The organism is Helcococcus bovis, assembly GCF_046035835.1.
Classification (GTDB): Bacteria; Bacillota; Clostridia; order Tissierellales; family Peptoniphilaceae; genus Helcococcus; species Helcococcus bovis.
Genome location: NZ_JBFNGB010000005.1, coordinates 72,881 through 91,953 on the forward strand (window position 1 = coordinate 72,881; position 19,073 = coordinate 91,953).

Annotated in this window: 19 protein-coding genes; 17 read left to right on the plus strand and 2 right to left on the minus strand. The window is 26.5% G+C overall.

Features of this window, described 5'->3' with window-relative positions; all coding sequences use genetic code 11:
* Position 1: 1 nt before the first annotated feature.
* The 7 genes from ABGF48_RS02630 to ABGF48_RS02660 all read left to right on the plus strand — a co-directional run bounded on the left by ABGF48_RS02630 (position 2) and on the right by ABGF48_RS02660 (position 7,088).
* On the plus strand, positions 2-1,192 hold the full coding sequence (locus ABGF48_RS02630; RefSeq protein WP_408104805.1) for a glycoside hydrolase family 88 protein: 1,191 nt from the start codon (positions 2-4) through the stop codon (positions 1,190-1,192).
* Between the two features lie 8 nt (positions 1,193-1,200).
* Complete coding sequence (locus tag ABGF48_RS02635) at positions 1,201-1,692, plus strand: PTS sugar transporter subunit IIB (RefSeq protein ID WP_408104806.1); 492 nt, start codon at positions 1,201-1,203, stop codon at positions 1,690-1,692.
* A 9-nt stretch (positions 1,693-1,701) separates the two neighbouring features.
* Entirely contained in the window at positions 1,702-2,487 is a 786-nt protein-coding gene (locus ABGF48_RS02640) for a PTS mannose/fructose/sorbose/N-acetylgalactosamine transporter subunit IIC (RefSeq protein WP_408104807.1), read from the plus strand.
* Positions 2,474-3,289 (plus strand): PTS system mannose/fructose/sorbose family transporter subunit IID, encoded by an 816-nt coding sequence (locus tag ABGF48_RS02645; RefSeq protein WP_408104808.1) that lies wholly within the window; start codon positions 2,474-2,476, stop codon positions 3,287-3,289. Before ABGF48_RS02640 ends, ABGF48_RS02645 begins: the two co-directional genes overlap by 14 nt.
* A 79-nt stretch (positions 3,290-3,368) precedes the next feature.
* Entirely contained in the window at positions 3,369-5,234 is a 1,866-nt protein-coding gene (locus tag ABGF48_RS02650) for an alginate lyase family protein (protein ID WP_408104809.1), read from the plus strand.
* Between the two features lie 14 nt (positions 5,235-5,248).
* Positions 5,249-6,259 (plus strand): LacI family DNA-binding transcriptional regulator, encoded by a 1,011-nt coding sequence (locus tag ABGF48_RS02655; RefSeq protein ID WP_408104810.1) that lies wholly within the window; start codon positions 5,249-5,251, stop codon positions 6,257-6,259.
* Between the two features lie 13 nt (positions 6,260-6,272).
* Complete coding sequence (locus tag ABGF48_RS02660) at positions 6,273-7,088, plus strand: hypothetical protein (protein ID WP_408104811.1); 816 nt, start codon at positions 6,273-6,275, stop codon at positions 7,086-7,088.
* A 596-nt stretch (positions 7,089-7,684) separates the two neighbouring features.
* Here the strand turns inward: ABGF48_RS02660 and ABGF48_RS02665 are convergent.
* Positions 7,685-8,320: a bifunctional 4-hydroxy-2-oxoglutarate aldolase/2-dehydro-3-deoxy-phosphogluconate aldolase gene (locus tag ABGF48_RS02665; protein WP_408104812.1), complete on the minus strand. Its 636-nt coding sequence runs from the start codon at positions 8,318-8,320 to the stop codon at positions 7,685-7,687.
* A gap of 136 nt (positions 8,321-8,456) precedes the next feature.
* On the opposite strand from ABGF48_RS02665, the gene ABGF48_RS02670 reads away from it, so the two are divergent.
* The 4 genes from ABGF48_RS02670 (at position 8,457) to ABGF48_RS02685 (ending at position 14,025) form a co-directional block, all read left to right on the plus strand.
* Complete coding sequence (locus ABGF48_RS02670) at positions 8,457-9,449, plus strand: sugar kinase (RefSeq protein ID WP_408104813.1); 993 nt, start codon at positions 8,457-8,459, stop codon at positions 9,447-9,449.
* 86 nt (positions 9,450-9,535) lie between these two features.
* Positions 9,536-9,811, plus strand: coding sequence for a hypothetical protein (locus tag ABGF48_RS02675; protein WP_408104814.1), 276 nt, complete (start codon positions 9,536-9,538; stop codon positions 9,809-9,811).
* Between the two features lie 139 nt (positions 9,812-9,950).
* Complete coding sequence (locus tag ABGF48_RS02680) at positions 9,951-13,175, plus strand: SIR2 family protein (RefSeq protein WP_408104815.1); 3,225 nt, start codon at positions 9,951-9,953, stop codon at positions 13,173-13,175.
* 13 nt (positions 13,176-13,188) lie between these two features.
* Complete coding sequence (locus ABGF48_RS02685) at positions 13,189-14,025, plus strand: tRNA 2-thiocytidine biosynthesis TtcA family protein (RefSeq protein ID WP_408104816.1); 837 nt, start codon at positions 13,189-13,191, stop codon at positions 14,023-14,025.
* 127 nt (positions 14,026-14,152) lie between these two features.
* Here ABGF48_RS02685 and ABGF48_RS02690 read toward each other — a convergent pair whose 3' ends face one another.
* On the minus strand, positions 14,153-14,587 hold the full coding sequence (locus tag ABGF48_RS02690; RefSeq protein WP_408104817.1) for a Dps family protein: 435 nt from the start codon (positions 14,585-14,587) through the stop codon (positions 14,153-14,155).
* Positions 14,588-14,703: 116 nt separating this feature from the next.
* Here ABGF48_RS02690 and ABGF48_RS02695 point away from each other — a divergent pair, with 116 nt between their 5' ends.
* The 6 genes from ABGF48_RS02695 (at position 14,704) to ABGF48_RS02720 (ending at position 18,932) form a co-directional block, all read left to right on the plus strand.
* On the plus strand, positions 14,704-15,144 hold the full coding sequence (locus ABGF48_RS02695) for a hypothetical protein (protein ID WP_408104818.1): 441 nt from the start codon (positions 14,704-14,706) through the stop codon (positions 15,142-15,144).
* A gap of 8 nt (positions 15,145-15,152) precedes the next feature.
* On the plus strand, positions 15,153-15,455 hold the full coding sequence (locus ABGF48_RS02700) for a hypothetical protein (RefSeq protein ID WP_408104819.1): 303 nt from the start codon (positions 15,153-15,155) through the stop codon (positions 15,453-15,455).
* A gap of 269 nt (positions 15,456-15,724) precedes the next feature.
* Positions 15,725-16,534, plus strand: a complete 810-nt coding sequence (locus tag ABGF48_RS02705) for a hypothetical protein (protein ID WP_408104820.1) — start codon at positions 15,725-15,727, stop codon at positions 16,532-16,534.
* A 207-nt stretch (positions 16,535-16,741) separates the two neighbouring features.
* Positions 16,742-17,548 (plus strand): Cof-type HAD-IIB family hydrolase, encoded by an 807-nt coding sequence (locus ABGF48_RS02710; RefSeq protein WP_408104821.1) that lies wholly within the window; start codon positions 16,742-16,744, stop codon positions 17,546-17,548.
* A gap of 8 nt (positions 17,549-17,556) precedes the next feature.
* Positions 17,557-18,363, plus strand: a complete 807-nt coding sequence (locus ABGF48_RS02715; RefSeq protein ID WP_408104822.1) for a Cof-type HAD-IIB family hydrolase — start codon at positions 17,557-17,559, stop codon at positions 18,361-18,363.
* An 8-nt stretch (positions 18,364-18,371) separates the two neighbouring features.
* Positions 18,372-18,932, plus strand: a complete 561-nt coding sequence (locus ABGF48_RS02720) for a hypothetical protein (RefSeq protein ID WP_408104823.1) — start codon at positions 18,372-18,374, stop codon at positions 18,930-18,932.
* Positions 18,933-19,073 lie beyond the last annotated feature (141 nt).

Sequence of the window (19,073 nt, forward strand, 5' to 3'; positions counted from 1 at the left end):
TATGATAAAAAATATAAAAATAGAAGATATAAAAAAAGATAAAGAATTTTTATCTTCTGATTTATTGAATAAAGAGGATGTAAAAAAAGCTTTAGATTTAGCTTTAGAAAAGACTAAAATTAATTTAAAGTATTTTGGTGAAAATTACCCAACACCTGCTACAAAAGAAAACATTTATCCAATAATGGATAATACCGAATGGACAAATGGTTTTTGGACAGGTGTTTTGTGGATGCTTTATGAATATTCTAAAGATGAAACTATTAAAGAAATTGCTCATAAAAATGTTTTGTCATTTTTAGATAGAGTAAATAAGAGAATTGAGCTTGATCATCATGATTTAGGATTTTTATATACTCCGTCTTGTATGGCGGAATATAGAATAAATAAAAATGAGGAAGCTTTAGAAGCATCTATAAAGGCGGCGGATAAACTTATCGAAAGATATCAAGAAAAAGGACAGTTTATTCAAGCTTGGGGTGAATTAGGAAAAAAAGATAATTACAGATTAATAATTGATTGTTTATTGAATATACAATTGTTATTTTTTGCTTCTGAAAAAACAGGAGATGAAAAATATTATGATATTGCAAAAAAACATTTTTATTCTTCAGTTAATAATGTAATTAGAGATGATGCTTCAACATTTCATACATTTTATTTTGATCCGGAAACAGGACAACCATTAAAAGGAGTTACTAGACAAGGATTTAGTGATGATTCTAGCTGGGCTAGAGGACAAGCTTGGGGAATTTATGGAAGTTCATTGAGTTATAGAAAATTAAAAGATGAAAAGATTTTTAATGTATTTAAGGCTGTTACAAATTATTTTTTAAACAGGTTACCAGAAGACAATGTATCTTATTGGGATTTAATTTTTTCAGATGGAAGTGGACATAGTAGAGATTCATCTGCTACCGCTATTGCTGTATGTGGAATACATGAGATGTTAAAATATATGCCTGAAGTATATGCTGAAAAAGAAGTGTACAAAAAAGCAATGCATGTAATGTTAAGATCTTTGATTGAAAAATATGCAAATATAGATAAAGTTGAAGGGGCACCTTTACTAGATCATGGAGTATATTCATGGCATAGTGGAAAAGGAGTAGATGAAGGAAATATTTGGGGTGATTACTACTACGTAGAAGCTCTAATAAGATTTTATAAAGATTGGGAAATTTATTGGTAGGAGGAAATATGACACAACCTAACATAGTAATGACAAGAATAGATGAAAGATTGATTCATGGACAAGGTCAAATGTGGTTGAAATCATTAGGATGCAACACAGTAATAGTTGCTAATGATGAAGTTTGCAATGATAAATTGCAACAAACACTTATGACAACAGTAGTCCCAAAATCAGTTTTTGTTAGATTTTATGATGTTCAGAAAGTAATTGACATCATAGGAAAGGCAAATCCTAAGCAAAGTATTTTTATAATCATTAAAGATGTTAAAGATGCTTATAGATTAGTAAAAGGTGGAGTTCCAATTAAAGAATTAAATATTGGTAATATTCATGCTGCACCAAATAGAGAATGTATCTCAAGATTTATTAATCTAAGTGATGAAGAAAAGAAAATGCTTAGAGAATTGCATGATGAATTTGGATTAACCTTCAATACTAAGACAACACCAAATGGTGATGATGGTGGTAAAGAAGTTAATATATTAAATTACATATAGGAGGGAAGAATGGAATTATCATTAATTCAAGCAATTTTAATTGGTTTATGGACAGCATTCTGTTTATCAGGTATGCTTCTAGGTATTTATTCCAATAGATGTATTGTATTATCATTCGGTGTAGGTGTTATCACTGGTGATATGCAAACAGCTCTTTCAGTAGGCGCTATTTCTGAATTAGCATATATGGGATTCGGGGTTGGACCAGGGGGATCAGTTCCACCAAACCCAATTGGACCGGGGATATTTGGTACTTTGATGGCAATAACAAGTAAAGGAGCAATTACTCCAGAAGCTGCTTTAGCACTATCTACACCAATCGCTGTTGCAATTCAATTTTTACAAACAGCAGCATATACAGTAAGATCAGGAGCTCAAGGAGCAGCTATTAAAGCTTTAGAAGAAAGAAATTTATCAAGATTTAAATTTGAAGCTAACGCAACAATTTGGTTATTTGCACTAATAGGTTTAGCTTTAGGTATTTTAGGTGCTGTATCAATGAGCACATTAACATCATTAGTAGATTACATTCCAAAATGGTTAATGAAAGGTTTGACAATAGCAGGTAAGATGTTACCAGCGATAGGTTTTGCTATGATATTAGCTACAATGGTAAAGAAAGAAGTTATACCATTTGTAATTTTAGGGTATGTATTAGCAGCATATTTCCAATTACCAGTAATTGGTATAGCTTTAGTTGGTACAATCTTTGCATTGAATGAATTATACAATAAACCAAAAGTTGTTGTTGAAACAACAGAAACAAATGAAGGAGGAACAGATGACTGGATCTAAATGGACATTAAAAGATTATATTAAAACCGGTTTAAGAGGTTTCTTCTTACAAAATGGTTTTAACTACAGTAATTTCCAAGGTTTAGGATATGCAAATATGTTATATCCTGCATTAAAGAAAAAATACGGAAATGATAAAGATAAATTATGTGAAGTATTAAAAGATAACTGTGAATTTTACAATACAAATCCACATTTTGTACCATTTATTACAAGTATGCATATGGTAATGTTGGAAAATAACAGAACAGATGATGAAATTCGTGGTATTAAGATGGCTTTAATGGGACCTTTAGCAGGTATTGGTGATTCATTATCACAATTTATGATTGCACCATTAATGTCAACAATAGCAGCTTCATTAGCTGGACAAGGTTTAATTTTAGGACCAATCTTATTCTTTGTAGTAATTAATGCTATTTTAACAATTATTAAAGTATTAAATGCTTCTTATGGATATAAAGTTGGTACAAGCATTATTGATAAGATGAGTGATAAGATGGCTACAGTTTCAAGAGTAGCAAATATTATCGGGGTTACAGTAATCGCTGGTTTAGCAGCAACATTTGTAAAAATAAATATTCCAATTCAATTAGCTGCTGGAAAAGTTGAAGAAGGTGTTAAACAACAAATACTTTCTATTCAAGGTATGATGGATAAAATTGCACCAGCATTATTACCAATATTATTTACATTCTTTATCTATTGGTTAATTAAAAATAAAAAGTGGAGCACATATAAACTTGTATTACTTATTGTTGCAATAGGTATTTTAGGTAGTGTAACAGGAATTTTAGCATAATAAAATAAACTTAAAATATGGTGTTGAGAGTGTGATACATTTTCAACACCATTTATTTTTTTAGAAATGAGGGTAAATTTTGAAAAAGCAAGATATTATAAATAGAATAAAAAAATATAATATAAATGAATATGCGTTTATTAAAGAGAATTCTGATTTATTTCTTAAAGACAAGATAAGATTTGTAAATAACTGGGCTATGGAAAGATGTGAAGATATAGTTGATTTTTCAGACTTTAATTGGAATAAAGTTCATAATAATGATCCAGAATGGGCTTTTATGCTTAATAGACAAGAATATCTAATTGATTTGTTTATAAGTTACGTAGTTGAAAATGATGTTAAATATTTAGAAAAAATAAAACAACATATATTTGAAAAAATAACAGATTTAGATGAAATGCAGAAGTATAAAAATTCCTCTAGAACTCTAGATACTGGAATAAGGATTTATCAGTGGACGTTTTTATTAAGAAATAGTTCTAAATATAATTTATTTACCAATCATGAAGAGGAAATTATTAAAGAAAGTATAGTAAAGCAAATTAATTTTTTATATGAAAATTTTGAAGATAGATATTATTTGAGTAATTGGGGAAGTATACAGATAGCGGCGGTTTTAATATTTAACTCTTTATATGATAAAATTTTAGATAAAAAAATAATAGATTTTTTTGAAAAAGCACTGGAAATAAATGTTAATATATCGATATATGATGATGGAACTCAATGGGAACAATCTAGCATGTATCATGTAGATGTTATGGTTTATTATTTTAATTTGTTAATTAGTAGTGATAATTATTTTAATATTTTGAGTGATAAATTGTATAAAATGGCTGAATATGTATATTATGTGACTGGACCAGATAATTTACAATTTTCTATAGGTGATTCAGATGTTATTGATACGAGGGATATCATGACATGGATGTCTATATTTTGGAAGGATGATAGATTTAAGGAAAAATCATTTGTTCATCCAGATATTTTAAGTTATTTTATGTTTACAGAGAATATGATAGCTGATTTTGAAAATATAAAATCTAAACTAGTTGAAAAATCTAGTAAAGTATATAAAGATAGTGGACAAATATTTTTGAAAGACAAAAATTTTTATTTATATTTCAAGAATGGTGTAATGGGAAGCTCTCATACTCACAGTGATTTGAATAGTTTGTGTTTTTATTATAAAGGAGAACCTATTGTAATTGATTCTGGAAGATTTACATATGTTGATGGTCTTTACAGAAATTATTTTAAGAGTATGAATGCACATTCCTCATTGATTATTGATGATGAATGTCCTGAAATAGTTACTGGATCTTGGGACTATAGTAGATATCCTGAACCAATATCATTAGAATTTAAAGAAAATGATATTGCACAATATATAGAATCATCAATTCGTGGAGAGATAAAAGGGGGAAGCTACATTCACACTAGATATGTAATAAAGTTTAAAGATAAATGTCTATTCATTGTGGATAAAGTTAAAATGAAAGGTAAGCATAAATCAAATATTAGATTTATTTTGGATGATAATATTAAAGAATTGAGTGAAAATGGATTGAAAATATTAAATGAAGAAAGATATAGTTATAAAGATACTATTATTTCAAAAAAATATAATAAGATTGATAAATCAAAAATGATATATCGAGAAGACTTTTTTGAAGATGAATTATATATTTCTACAGTGTTCTATGATGAAAGTATAACCATAAATGCTATGAAAATTAGACAAACTAATAAAAAGGATAATTTAAAAGGATCTTTTATTTGGAAAATTAATGACGAAAAAGAGTATAGTTTAAATATCAATACAGAACCCATAATTACGGGGAGTAAAATATTAAAAATTGATCAAAATGATATATTAACTAGGGGAAAATGTGTTATTATAGATAATATAGATAATAAATTTTATAGAATAAAATCGTAAAATATGAGGAAGAAATGACACGGAAATTAACTATTAAAGATATTGCTGAAATGGCAAATACTTCTAAGACGACAGTTTCTTTTTATTTAAATGGAAGAACGGATAAAATGTCAAAAGAAACTTATGATAGGATAAAAAAAGTAATTGATATTACAAATTTTGTCCCTAATAGATTAGCAAGATCTTTAAATTTGAAAAAATCAAACTTAATAGGTGTATTGATAGGAGATATTACAAATGTATTTTCTAATCAGATTGTTAAGGGTATAGAAGAGATGGCTAGCAAAAATGGCTATCAAATTATAGTAGGTAATAGTAATTATTCTCCAGCAACAGAAGAAAAATACATTGATAGAATGTTGCAAATGGGGGTTGATGGTTTTATTATTCAACCTACAACTAATTTTGTAAAGATTTCATCAAAAATAACAAGATTGAATAAACCTATGGTTTTCTTTGATTCTAAATTGTATGATAAGGAAAATAATTGGGTTAAGACAAACAATATTGATGCGGTTTATAATGCTATAAATAGTTGCGTTGATAGGGGATATGAAGATTTTTATTTAATAGCGGCAGATCCATCCATGTTAAGTACTAGATTGGAAAGATCTCAAGGTTTTATAGATGCCTTAAACAATAGAGGATTGACATATAAAAATCTTGTTATAGAAGATAATGTAACAGATGTTGAAGAAATAAGAAAATTTTTAAATTCAAATATTGATTTAAATAAAAATTCTTTAATTTTTGTTCCTAATTGTTGGGCTTTACAGAAGGTAAGAACTGCTTTACAAGATTACATGAAATATTCTCCTAAGGTTGGACTTTTAGGTTTTGATAATACTGAATGGACTAATTTTACAAATCCAAGTATTTCTACAATTGTTCAGCCTGCTTATGATGAGGGTAAAGAAACTGCAAGAATTTTAATTGATTTAATTAAAAATGATGATGAAAAACTGCATCAACACACTTTAGATTGTCACGTAAATTGGAATGAGAGTACAAATCTAAAAATATAGAAATGAGAAATTTATGATTACAGTAGGGATTTTTGATATTAATGATGAGATAAGACATGCCGTTTCTAGCACGAAAAATAAAAAAATGTTAGTTACTGGAGAAAATGAAATTATACTTGCCACTAGGACTCTAGAATATAATACTGGAGATTACATAAAAGTTTCCGTTTCAGAAAAAAATACTTTTTTATGTGTTAAATTGGATGAAACTTTTGATGAATCAATGATATATTTTGGTGATACAACGGAGTTTATATATAAAATTCCTTTCGGGACAGAAAAAGAAGCTATGAAAGATACAGCTTTCTTAGGAAAATCGGTTTTAATAAGTGCAAGATATCCTAATGAGTCGGAAATAAAATCTTATCAAAATTTAAGTAAAAATAGACACGCATTAGATTTTGATCAAAATATTTATCCTTTTGCTTCTACAAATTCTGGAACTTCAAGGCCGGCGTTTATGGCGAAAAATGCAATAGATGGAATTTATGCAAATGATGACCATGGTGTATATCCATATCAATCATGGGGTACAAACCAAAAAGATGATGCAGAATTAAAAATTGAATTTGGTAGAGATATAAAAGTAAATAAATTAGGAATTACATTAAGAGCGGATTTTCCTCATGATATTTATTGGAAAAATTTAACGGTATATTTTTCTGATGATACTGAGATTAAAATTAATTTAGAAAAAACGTCGAAAACTCAATATTTTGATATTGAACAAAAAGAAATTTCATGGGTCGTAGTGAAAAATCTGATTAAAGGAGAAGAAGGAGATTTTGCCGCATTAACCCAATTTGAGTTATGGGGATATAATTTGTAAATATATTTTAATTAAAAAAAGGAGATTGTTGCAAAATGTCATTTTATGTGTTCGGATTATAGGTATTTTTCAGTTATCCTAATAAGAAAATAATCTCAAAAATAAGATTGAACAAAATGAGATAATAAAAATTAGTATCAAAATTATCGCATAAATAAGATTAAGTAAAATGAGATAATGAAAATTAATATTAAAGTTATCGCAAATAATAGATAAAAAAATGAGACGATGAAATGGCATAAAAACATCAAAATTTATTAATGAAAATTACCAACAAATTGAAAATTATCAAAAATGAGATAAAAATTGGATTAAAAAAATACCATCAAAATTTAATTTCTAAAAATTGAGATAATTTTTTAATAAAAAATAATACCCACAAATTTTATATGTTAAAAATTGAGATAACACTCACTATATGAATCAAAAATTAAACATTATATATTACTAAAAAAGGGGGGGGGAGTTGCAAAAATAATTATTTTTTCAACTACCTCCTAGTTTTATGTTTTTATTAAATTTTTTAATTTAATGACTATATTTTATTTTGCAACAGCTCCTTTTTATCATTTTATAAAAAATTTATAAATTAGTTGTTATTTTCTAACTTCTTTTAGTATTTTTTTTGCTTCTAAACATAATCTTGTGATTTCATCCCAATTTTTTTCTTCGATAAGCTTTTTATCACATATCCAAGATCCTCCAACAGAAATAATTTTATCGAATTCTAAATACTCTCTTAAATTATTTATATTAACAGATCCTGTTGGCATGAATAGAAGATTTCCAAATGGTGCGGATAATGATTTAATAGTTTTTAATCCTCCATAATTTCCTGCTGGGAAAAATTTTACAACTGTTAAATCTGAATTTATTGCCTGCATTACTTCTGAAGGAGTAACAGTACCGGGAATAACGGTGACATTATTTTTTTTAGAAGTTTCTACTACGTTTTTGTCAAAACCTGGAGAAACAATAAATTTTGCTCCAGCATTAATAGCGTCTATTGCTTGTTTGGAATTTAATATTGTACCTGCACCAACAAGCATTTCAGGAACTTTTGTTGAAATTTCTTTAATACTATCAATAGCAGCTTTAGTTCTAAATGTGATTTCTGCAACGTTAATTCCTCCTTTTAATAAAGCTTTAGCAAGAGGTACAGCATCTTCTATATTTTTTAGTACTACTACGGGGATTATTCCACAATTTTTAAATCTTTCTAGTATATCCATATTTTTCTCCTTGTATGATTTATTTAATTAAATTATATCATTTTAATAAATTTTAGTAAACTAGTTAATTATATTGAAAAATCAACATTTTAATAATATAATAATATATAGAAAAAAGTATTTTTGGAGGTGAAAATTGAAAAATGTAGTGACTTTAGGGGAAATAATGATGAGACTATCCACGACAGGATTTGATAGATTTGTAGGAGCGAATAATTTAGAAATTCACTATGGTGGTGGAGAAGCGAATGTTGCAATAGGATTATCTAATTTTGGACACAACGCAAAATTTGTAACAAAATTGCCTTTGAATGATTGGGGAAAATCAGCGATTAATATTTTGAAGTATTATGGAGTTGATACTTCAAATATTATTAGAGGTGGAGATAGAATAGGTGTGTATTATGTTGAACCTGGGGTTTCTATGAGATCTTCAAAAGTTATATATGATAGAAAAAATTCTTCATTTTCAAAATCGAATTTAGAAGAATATGATTTTAATTATATCTTTAAAAATTGTGACTTATTTAATATATCAGGAATAACAGCTGCTATTTCAAAAGAATGTCAAGAATTGACAAAATTTGCTATAAAGAAAGCGAAAGAAAATGGTTGTTTAGTAAGTTATGATTACAATTATAGAAAAATGCTTTGGGAGAGAGAAGAAAGTATTAAATTTTTAGAAGATATATTACCAGATGTTGATATTTTAATTGGTTATATTCCTAAAGGTGTTGATTGGGAAACTAACGAAGTGGACTTAGATGAAGTAAAGAAAGGATTTGAGGAGCTTAAACAATCATATGGTATTAAATTAATTACAAGCACGATAAGAGAGTCAGAATCAGCTTCAGACAATAAGTTGTACGCACTTTTATATGATGGAAATGATTTATTAGTTTCAAAAAAACATAATATCAGGATTGCAAATAGGATTGGTGCGGGTGATGCCTATACAGCAGGATTTTTATCAGAATATTTACATAATTCATCAAGTAGAGATATATTAGAATTTGCAATAGCGTGTTCTTCGTTTAAGCATACAGTAATGGAAGATTATAATATTTGTACAAGAGATGAAATATTAAAAATTTCAAAAGGGGATGCTTCTGGAAAAGTTGAAAGATAATAAAATAGATTTAGTCGTAACTGGCTAAATCTATTTTTTGTTGTGTTATAATAATATAAAATCATACTTTTTATAAAGGAGAAATTATGTTTAAGAATAAAGTACAAAAGTTATTTTTGATATTTTTTGGAATGACATTAATAACAGGTATCATATTGTATATATCAAAAACTAAATATCCAGAAACGCTTTTTAGTATTTTAGGAAGTTTATTAATTTTATTTCTTGCAGTAGCACTAATTTTTCTTGCGATATACTCATTTATTGATATTAAGGAAAAGATAAATAATAAAGATTACATTGGTATAATTATTTGGATTGTTTTTATAATTGTTATTGTGCTATATAAGATATTTTTGTAAAGTGTAATTTATAAAAAATGCAATATGATAATTTTTGTAAAGTGTAATTAACAAAAAACAATTTTTAATAAATTTTGTAAAATATACTTTACAAAAACATTATCTACTGTCTACTTGAAGAATAGGAAATGGAGAATATATGAATTTACATGGCATAGAAATCCCTAATAAAATAATAGATGCATTGAGAGATGATAAGCTTGTAATATTTGCTGGAGCTGGAGTGTCGGTTGATGCTCCTACAAATTTACCAAGTTTTAATAATTTAGTTGCATTTTTTTCAAAGGGAAGGTTTAAAAATTTTATAACTTATGATGATAGTTTTAATCAAAATGATCAATATTTGGGAAAAATTGAAAATGAAAATGCCCTTGTTCATACAAGTGTCGCAGATATGTTTTCAAGGGATGATCTACAATTTAATAATTGGCATAAAGCCTTAGTTGACCTATTTGGAAGACGTAAGAAAATTAAGATTGTAACTACAAATTATGATAAAATGTTTGAAAAAGTTTGTGAAGAAAAAGGGCTTAATGTTAATGTTTATTCAAATCCTGCATTGCCATATGGAGATGATTTTAGTGGAATCGTGCATATACACGGAATTGTAGATGATCCTAAAAATATTGTAATTACGGATAAGGATTTTGGAAAAGTATATATGTATCATTCAAATGTGACAAAATTTTTATCAGATTTATTTAATTCGGAATATGTAGTATTATTTGTTGGATATAGCTATAATGATTTGATTATGCGATATTTTACAAGAGCAATCCCTGATTTAGATGAATCAAAGAGATTCATATTTATTGAGGAAAGTCTTGTAGGTACAGTATCTTCATTAGGAGTTACACCAATTTTACATAAAGATGGTGATTATGAAACTGTGTATAAAGCTATAAGTAAGATTATAGAGTTTATAAACAGAGATGCATTTTCTTGGGAAAGTAGAATTACAGAAATTTCAAGCTCGAATCCAAGTTTTTTGGATCTTCAAACTGATGAGGAATTAAAACATATTTTAAATGATATTCATTTAATGGATAAGTTTTTGAAAAATGTAAATAATTTGGGGTGGTTAATTTATTTTAACTATAAGGGTTATTTATCTAATTTATTTAAGAATGAAGAATTTACAGATTTTGATTATATTTTTGGTAAATGGATTTTGAGAAATTTCATGGGGAAAGATTTTGACGAATTTAAGTATCTATGTGTTAAAAATAATTTTAAACTAAATCTACATTTTCAAAAGATGATTATTGATGAATTTGAAAATATAAGTGAAGATAAAATTGAACAACTTTTATCTTTTACTAAATTGGAAAAAATGGATATTTCAATTATTGAAAAAATAGCAGAAAGATTATCGAAAACAAAATTAGAATATTATAAATTAAAGGTATTTAAAAATCTGATCAAATTTAACTATGATTATAGAAAACTTTCTAACTTTTTAGAAATAGATGGTGGAAATAAGCAAATAGAGATAAATGCAACTACTTTTGCTGGTAAAAATACGATCCTTAAATATTGGAAATTATTTTCAGATTTTTCAGATGAATATTTGATAGACTTGTTGTATTTTATGACAAATCAAATAGTTAATTTATACAATAAAAAGCCTTTAGGCAGCATAGATCTTACTTTTTCAATTTTTGACGTATTTAAAAATGAAGATGTTAATACTGAAATTGATGCGTATATAAATGTTATGAAGCAAATTGCTACTAAGTTGAAAGATATTTGTGAGTTAAATATTTGGATTAAAAGATATGAAAAATCATATATAACGATTCTTAGAAGAATGAGTTCATATGCTTATATACTTAGAAATAAAGAAGATCTATTTAGTTTATTTGATGATAGTAGGAAATTGTATGATTGGGAAAAAGAGGAAATTGCTTATTTAATTAAGAAATTTAATCCAAACGGTGACCATGAATATTTAAGTAAATATGAAAATAATACAAGAGGGATAAGAAATATTACAAAAATTGATTTAGAATCTAATATTGCTGAAAATATCAAATATATCCTAAATTATGAAGGAACAAATAAATCCAGAATGTCAATATTAAAAGATATATCAGAAATTTCTATTAAAAATTATGATTTTGCAATGAATGTTATAGATGTTCTAATATCTGAAGATAAGTTAAATTCTGATATTTGGGACTATTTAATTAAGGGATTGAGTGAAAATGAGAATGTATTAACTAAGCTTGACGATGTTTTGAAAAAGTTTGATGATGCTAAAATTCTTAAAGAACAAACATATATTTTATCTTTATTTGTAAAAAGAATTATTGAAAAAAATGATTTTGAAAAATATAAGGATAAAATTTATATTTTGGTAGAATTTTTAATAAAGTTGATACAAAATGCTAAAAACTACAATCCTAATAAACTATTGGCATGGTCTGATATTACATTTAATTCTTCTTATGGGGTAATTGCACATTGTTATATAAGAATTACTCAAAAAAATTATGAATTTAATCTAAATAATGAAGAAGTAAAATTATTTATGGAGAAAAATATTCTTTCTTTACTTAATAATATTGAAGCTAAGGATTCAAAATTTGTGATAATTGGTAATTTGTCAATTCTTTATACAATAGATAAAGATTGGACTTGTGAGAATTTGGTTGATATATTTAGCAGTAAAAATTCTATGGAATTTGAAATTGCATGGAAGGGATTTTTGACATTTTCACGTATATATCCTGAAATTTCAATTTTGATGGATGAAAATTTTCAATCTGCTATCAGAAGAATTAGTGAATTAAAGGATTTGAAATATTATCGAGAATTTGTAAAATCTTATTCTAAACATATGTTAAATATAACTGATAATCCACTAGATAATTATATTCCAAATATATTTTTATTAAAAAAAGATGATGTAACTGTATTTTATAATGTTTTAGTAAATTATTTACGTGAAAATAGTGAAGAAAATAAATTGATTATGTGGGAAGTTTGGATTAGAGAGTTTATTTTTAATAGATTAAATAATCTGCCTACAAAATTGAAATCGGACGAATTGGAATTTATTATTCAAATATTGATAAATATTTCTGATAAATCTGATGCTTATCAATTATTTAATACTTTACCAAAATATGAAAAACAAAAATTTGATTTCATATTGGATATGGATCTTTATGATTATGTAAAAAGTTATCCTAAATCAATGAATTACTTGATAACTTTTATTACAGATGTTTTTGTAATTCAAAAGAAAAAAACACCTGACAGAAGAGTTTTAGATAAAGTTAAGGAAATTTCTTTAATGTATGAAAAACTAGATTTACAAGATAATTTTGTTTATAATAGTAAAATATTAGGAATTTAGTAAAGGGAGAATTATGGATAAATCACACTTAGAAAATGCGATTTCCTTAAAAGAAATTGAAAGATCTATTCAAAAAAAATACAAGATAGAGACTTTTTCAAAGTTTTTGAAAGCGCTAGATGAATATAAATTAATAGAAGATGGTGATAAAATAGCAGTAGGAATGAGTGGTGGAAAAGATTCACTTCTTTTAGCAAAAATGCTTCAAATGCTTCAAAGATTTTCAAGAGTTAAATTTGAAGTTGAATATATTGCGATGGATCCTGGATTTAGACCAAATGATAGGAAAAAATTAAAAGAAATTTGTGAATATTTGGAAATTCCGGTTAAAGTTTTTGAAACTAATATATTTGATGTGGTTTCAGAGGTTGCGAAGGACAGTCCTTGTTATCTGTGTGCTAGGATGAGGAGGGGAAGTTTATATAGTAAGGCTAAAGAATTAGGTTGTAATAAACTTGCATTGGGACATCACTTTAATGATGTGATTGAAACAATCATGCTAAATGTTTTATGGGCTGGAGCATATAGATCAATGCTTCCTAAAATAAAAAGTCAAAATTTTGAAGGACTTGAGCTTATTAGACCGTTATATCTTGTTGAAGAAAGAGATATCATTAGATGGATTAATAATGCAGGAATTGTGCCGATGGATGAAGCTTGTCCTATTACAAAAAAAGAAAAAGATAGCCAAAGGGCAAATATCAAAGACCTTATAGAAAATATGAAAAAGACAAATCCAAATGTTGAAAAATCAATTTTTAAATCTGCTGAAAATGTCGGTATCAAAGCGATTTTGGGCTATATAGATGATGGGGAAAGACATTCATTCTTAGATGAATATGAAAAATAGATATAAAAAACTGCGATGAAATAAGGTGACCCCATAAAGTTAGACCAAAAAACTAACTAAAGGAGGTCAGTTCAAAATTACTTATAGTTATTTCTTCGCAGTTTTTGTTTATTTAATTATTTAACTATTATTTTAAGTTTTTTAACATGCTTGATAAGAACCATTCATGTTTTAAGTAAGCTGTTGAATGATCTTCCATCATGTTTGCTACGTAGAAGTTACCTTCTTCGTCAGCTGATTCTCTTACTTCTAAAGCGAATTTATTCATTTCTTCTACATATTCTAATGCTAATTCAATAGCTTCTCTATCTGTAAATGATCTTTGTTCTAAATCTTCTAATGTTGTTTCTTCAACATATTCTTTCATTGATGATAGAGGAGTTGTACCTTGCATTTTTAATAGTTCTGCAACTTCATCTATATATTCAAATCCTTCATCGTAAAGTACTTCTAAATATTCATGTACTTGTTTGAATTGGCTACCTTCTAGGTTCCAGTGTAAGTTGTGTAATTTTACGTTTCCAAATGCTAAATTTGCTAAATATGTGTTTAATTTTTTCATAATTTATACCTCTTTCATAAAATTTTATTTAGGAATATTACTTACATTTTAATTATACCCAAATTAAAAATATTAAACAAATTTATGTTATAATAAATAAAAATATAGGAGTTAATATGATTATTATAATTTTGATAATATTTTTATCGATAGGAATTGTTTATAATTTAGTAAAATACGTAGATATTCAATATAAAACTGCAATAACAAAATCTAATTATATTTCATTTTTAATAATGGCGATATTATTATTTGTGGCTATAAGTTTTACAAGTTATAATTTTTATAATTATATTTTGGGAATATTGTTATTATTATTTGCAATTTCGGGTATTATAAGTAAGGGATTTAATAGGAGAGGAATCATTACAACGGGAAATATAACTTTTTTAGCTAAATTTATAAGCTGGGATAAGGTTAAGACAATGGAATTAACTTATTTAAGTGATAATTATGTTGATCTGATTTTATCTACTGATACATTAGCTTTGAAACATAGATATCCTGAAGAATATGAGGAACTTTTATTAAAAATAAAGAAGGAATTAAAACTATAGGAGGAATTATGAAATTTTATGGAACAATGATTTGTGGAGATACAATTCATGCTGATAAAGTGTTAAGAAAAAATAAAATAGAGGTAGAATACATCGACATTACTGCTAAAACAAGATTTATGAAAGAATTTTTAGCATTAAGAGATTCAAGAAGTGAATTTGATCAAGCTAAAGCTGATGGTAAAATTGGGATACCAGCATTCTTACTTGATGATGGTACAATTGAATTTGATGTATACAATTTAGAAGGTGTTACAGAAAAACTTGATGAAGATAAGGAAGATGAAGCACCTCAAATGTGTGGATTTTAAATTAAGCGGAGCTCCTCAAAGTTGGGTTTTAAGTGCCAACTTTGAGGAGCTCCATTCATATTGTTACAAATTTTAGATTTTATGTGAAAAAACTAGATCTGAGCCTAACAAAAGAGAGAATACTGAAAAAGTTGGGGTAAATTTTGTTCTTTCTAAAGAAATCAATAGATTATTCCATAAATATCATATTGACAATTTTCCTGAATCAGAATATAGTTAAATGGTAATGATTATCATTTTAAAATATAAATGATGAGACAGGGGGAATGATGAAAAAAATAAAATATATTTCTTTTTTAATATTTACTCTTATATTAATAGTAGGATGCTCTAATGATTCTCATAAATTATCAGAAAATAAAACTAATAATCAAGAAGAGATTAAAGAACAAGAGCTATACATTAATGGCAAAAAGGAAAAAGTTAAAGTATTTAAAAATGTAAAAAAATATAATATAGAATATAGAGATAAATTATTTACTTTGGATGAGAAACAATATGAAGAATTAAATAAAGAAGGAAATAAATTACTTCTAACATTTGATAAAAAAATTATTGAAAATTTTGATCAAAATAATATAGATACATATAGAAAATATGGTGCATTTTATCAAGTGTTATTAAAAGATGGAAATAGTTTACAATTTTTTGATAAGCCAAGTGTCGGTAAAGAGGCAATAGGTGATGATATAAATTCAAGAATTGTCGGCGTTTATAAGCATGGGGATCACTGGCATGTAAAATTAGATGATGGTAGTGAATATATTACAAATGACGATCCTACACAAATTCTTCCTGACGTAAAAGTGGGAAAATATGAAGGAAGTCACGATGGTGAAGAAAAAAGTATTGATTTAAATAAAAAAGAAGATAAAAAAGATGCTTCTAAAAAAGGATTGAGTCTCATGAGATTCTATAAAATTGATGAATTAAAGGATAAGGGAATTGTTAAGGCATCAGTTCATGGGGATCATTGGCATTTATTTGACGCTAATGGTAAAGAGTATGTTACTCATGAAGATCCTAGAGGTAAATTAGAAGGGGTTAAAATAGAGGAATACTCCGGAAAAGATGAATAATTTGGAATAAAATGTAAAATATCCTGTTGCGTAATATTAAACTAAACAGATTGTTAAAAAGATGGGTTAGCTCAGATTTTTAATATCATTATTAATAATATTATTAGCAATAGGATTTTTAAATTTTCAATTCTTATTTTGATTTAATTAATAAGATTTGTATTTTGTGTTAAAATAAAAGTATTAAAAGAAATATGGGAGTTAGAATTGAGAAAATTAATAGCGTTAGATTTGGATGGAACACTACTAAATTGGAGAAAAAAAATAACTAAAAGAACAATTGATGCTTTGGAAAAGGCTCAACAACAAGGACATGTAGTTATGATTGCAACAGGACGTCCTTTTGAATCTTCATTAAAGCACGCTGTAACGGTTAAAGTTGATAAATATGGAGGATTCATATCTAATTTCAATGGAGGATTAATTACAAATATAAAAACTAATGAAATAATCTTAGATACAAAGTTTGAGATTGATTTGCTTAAAGAAATTATTGAATTTATAGATGAACTTGGTGTAGATTATTCAATTTTACATGATAAAAATCTTTATACGAATTATCATAGCAAATGGCTGTTTAGGCTTTATCGAAAGGCAATAGGACAAAATGTCATTAAAGATGATAGACACTTTGATAAAATCAATTTTTCGGTAAATAAAATTTTATTAAACGATTCAATGAAAAATTTGAAAGTAACGAGAAAATTAATAGAAGCTAAATTTAACAATAAGCTAGAAATTAGTTTTTCATCTCCAGTTTCTATAGAAATAACTCCAGCAAATACTTCTAAAGGGCAAAGTGTCTTAAAGGTTGCTGAAACGTTGGGTATACCGAGAGAAGATACTATTGCATTTGGTAATTATGGAAATGATATTTCGATGATTACCTTATGTGGAACAGGTGTTGCTATGAAAAATTCTTCAAAAGAATTACTTGAAAAGGCAGACTATGTTACTGATACAAATAATAGAGATGGGATTGTTAAATATTTGGAAAAATATGTATTAAAATAGGAGAAAAAATGAAAAAATTAATATCTATAGATATTGATGGCACACTTATAAACAGTAAACATGAAATATCTGAAAGAACTAAAAAAACTTTAATTGAAGCTCAAAAGCAAGGCTATAAAATTATGATTTCATCCGGTCGTTCACCAAAAGGTGTTGAAAAATACTATAAAGAATTAGAGTTAGACAAATATGAAGGGTATATTTGTAATTACAATGGCGCCGTTGTAACAGACGTTAAAACAAATGAAGTTATTATAAATCATACATTAAATTTCGACAAAATGAAGGAAATGCTTAAATTTTCTAAAACACAGGATATTTATTTTGTTATTTATTTTAATAATATAGTTTATACAGATAATTTATCTACATATAATTTAGATGATGTATTAATTAAGAATGATACATTACTAAAATATGTACCTAACCTTGTAGATTCAATAGACTTTAAGCCAAATAATATTTTGTTTACACAAGATGCTTCAAAAATGACGGAACCATCTAAAAATATTTTTGATAAATTTAAGGATGATTTTGAATTTGTATATTCTGAGCCATTTTATTTTGAAGCTATGCCTAAAAATGTTTCAAAGGGGGAAACGTTAGTAGAGGTAGCTGAAAAATTGGGATATAGCATTGAAGATACAATTGCATTTGGTGATCAAGGAAATGATTTTACTATGATAAAATTGGCAGGTACTGGAGTTGCTATGGGAAATGCTATTGATGAATTAAAAGAAAATGCAGATTTTATAACAAAAACTAATGATGAAGATGGGGTAGCATATTATATTGAAAAATATATTTTAGATTAGAGGAAAGTATGAAATATAAAATATTATCAATTATTTTTTTAGTGTTTTTGATGGTTGGATGTATGCCCCAAAATAAACCTAAAAAAGAAGTGAAAAAAATAGATTTTTCTAAGGCGATGACTTTTGATGATTCTAATGTAAGCAAAGATTTTAAATCAATAGTTGATGCTGATTTTGCTAAAGATAAAGAGTATATCATTCCTAAAAAAGATGAAAAACTATATTCCCTTAAAGTTTCCAGAGATGCTAAAGTTTCACATGAAGAGGGAGATAGCAATATAGCTGTTACATTCAAACATTCACAAAATGAGTATGTTGTAACTATTATTCCTGTTGCTGAAGAATTTGAGCCAAATGCATTTTATAGTATGTATTCAGAGTTTGGAGGATCTCAGCTTTATAAAATGGATGGTTTAGATTTATTGATGTATTCAAGTGAAACTAGAGAAATGGTTGGAGAGTTCAAAGCTAAAAATAATGGATATTATGTAATAACGATAAAAAGTAATTTTAATGTTGACGAAAATGGATATATTATGAAAAAAATAATTGAAAATTTGGATAAGTAAAATATAGATAAAGGGGCAGTTGCAAATAACTAGTTTTTTCAACAGCCCTTTTTTGTAATATATAATGTTTAATTTTTGATTCAGATAGTGATTGTTATCTTAATTTTTAACATGTAAAATTTGTGGGTATTATTTTTTGTT

Coding starts and splice junctions, on each gene's coding strand:
- ABGF48_RS02630 (WP_408104805.1), top strand. CDS start 2: ATGATAAAAAATATAAAAATAGAAGATATAAAAAAAGATAAAGAATTT.
- ABGF48_RS02635 (WP_408104806.1), top strand. CDS start 1,201: ATGACACAACCTAACATAGTAATGACAAGAATAGATGAAAGATTGATT.
- ABGF48_RS02640 (WP_408104807.1), top strand. CDS start 1,702: ATGGAATTATCATTAATTCAAGCAATTTTAATTGGTTTATGGACAGCA.
- ABGF48_RS02645 (WP_408104808.1), top strand. CDS start 2,474: ATGACTGGATCTAAATGGACATTAAAAGATTATATTAAAACCGGTTTA.
- ABGF48_RS02655 (WP_408104810.1), top strand. CDS start 5,249: ATGACACGGAAATTAACTATTAAAGATATTGCTGAAATGGCAAATACT.
- ABGF48_RS02660 (WP_408104811.1), top strand. CDS start 6,273: ATGATTACAGTAGGGATTTTTGATATTAATGATGAGATAAGACATGCC.
- ABGF48_RS02665 (WP_408104812.1), bottom strand. CDS start 8,320: ATGGATATACTAGAAAGATTTAAAAATTGTGGAATAATCCCCGTAGTA.
- ABGF48_RS02675 (WP_408104814.1), top strand. CDS start 9,536: ATGTTTAAGAATAAAGTACAAAAGTTATTTTTGATATTTTTTGGAATG.
- ABGF48_RS02680 (WP_408104815.1), top strand. CDS start 9,951: ATGAATTTACATGGCATAGAAATCCCTAATAAAATAATAGATGCATTG.
- ABGF48_RS02685 (WP_408104816.1), top strand. CDS start 13,189: ATGGATAAATCACACTTAGAAAATGCGATTTCCTTAAAAGAAATTGAA.
- ABGF48_RS02690 (WP_408104817.1), bottom strand. CDS start 14,587: ATGAAAAAATTAAACACATATTTAGCAAATTTAGCATTTGGAAACGTA.
- ABGF48_RS02695 (WP_408104818.1), top strand. CDS start 14,704: ATGATTATTATAATTTTGATAATATTTTTATCGATAGGAATTGTTTAT.
- ABGF48_RS02700 (WP_408104819.1), top strand. CDS start 15,153: ATGAAATTTTATGGAACAATGATTTGTGGAGATACAATTCATGCTGAT.
- ABGF48_RS02705 (WP_408104820.1), top strand. CDS start 15,725: ATGAAAAAAATAAAATATATTTCTTTTTTAATATTTACTCTTATATTA.
- ABGF48_RS02715 (WP_408104822.1), top strand. CDS start 17,557: ATGAAAAAATTAATATCTATAGATATTGATGGCACACTTATAAACAGT.
- ABGF48_RS02720 (WP_408104823.1), top strand. CDS start 18,372: ATGAAATATAAAATATTATCAATTATTTTTTTAGTGTTTTTGATGGTT.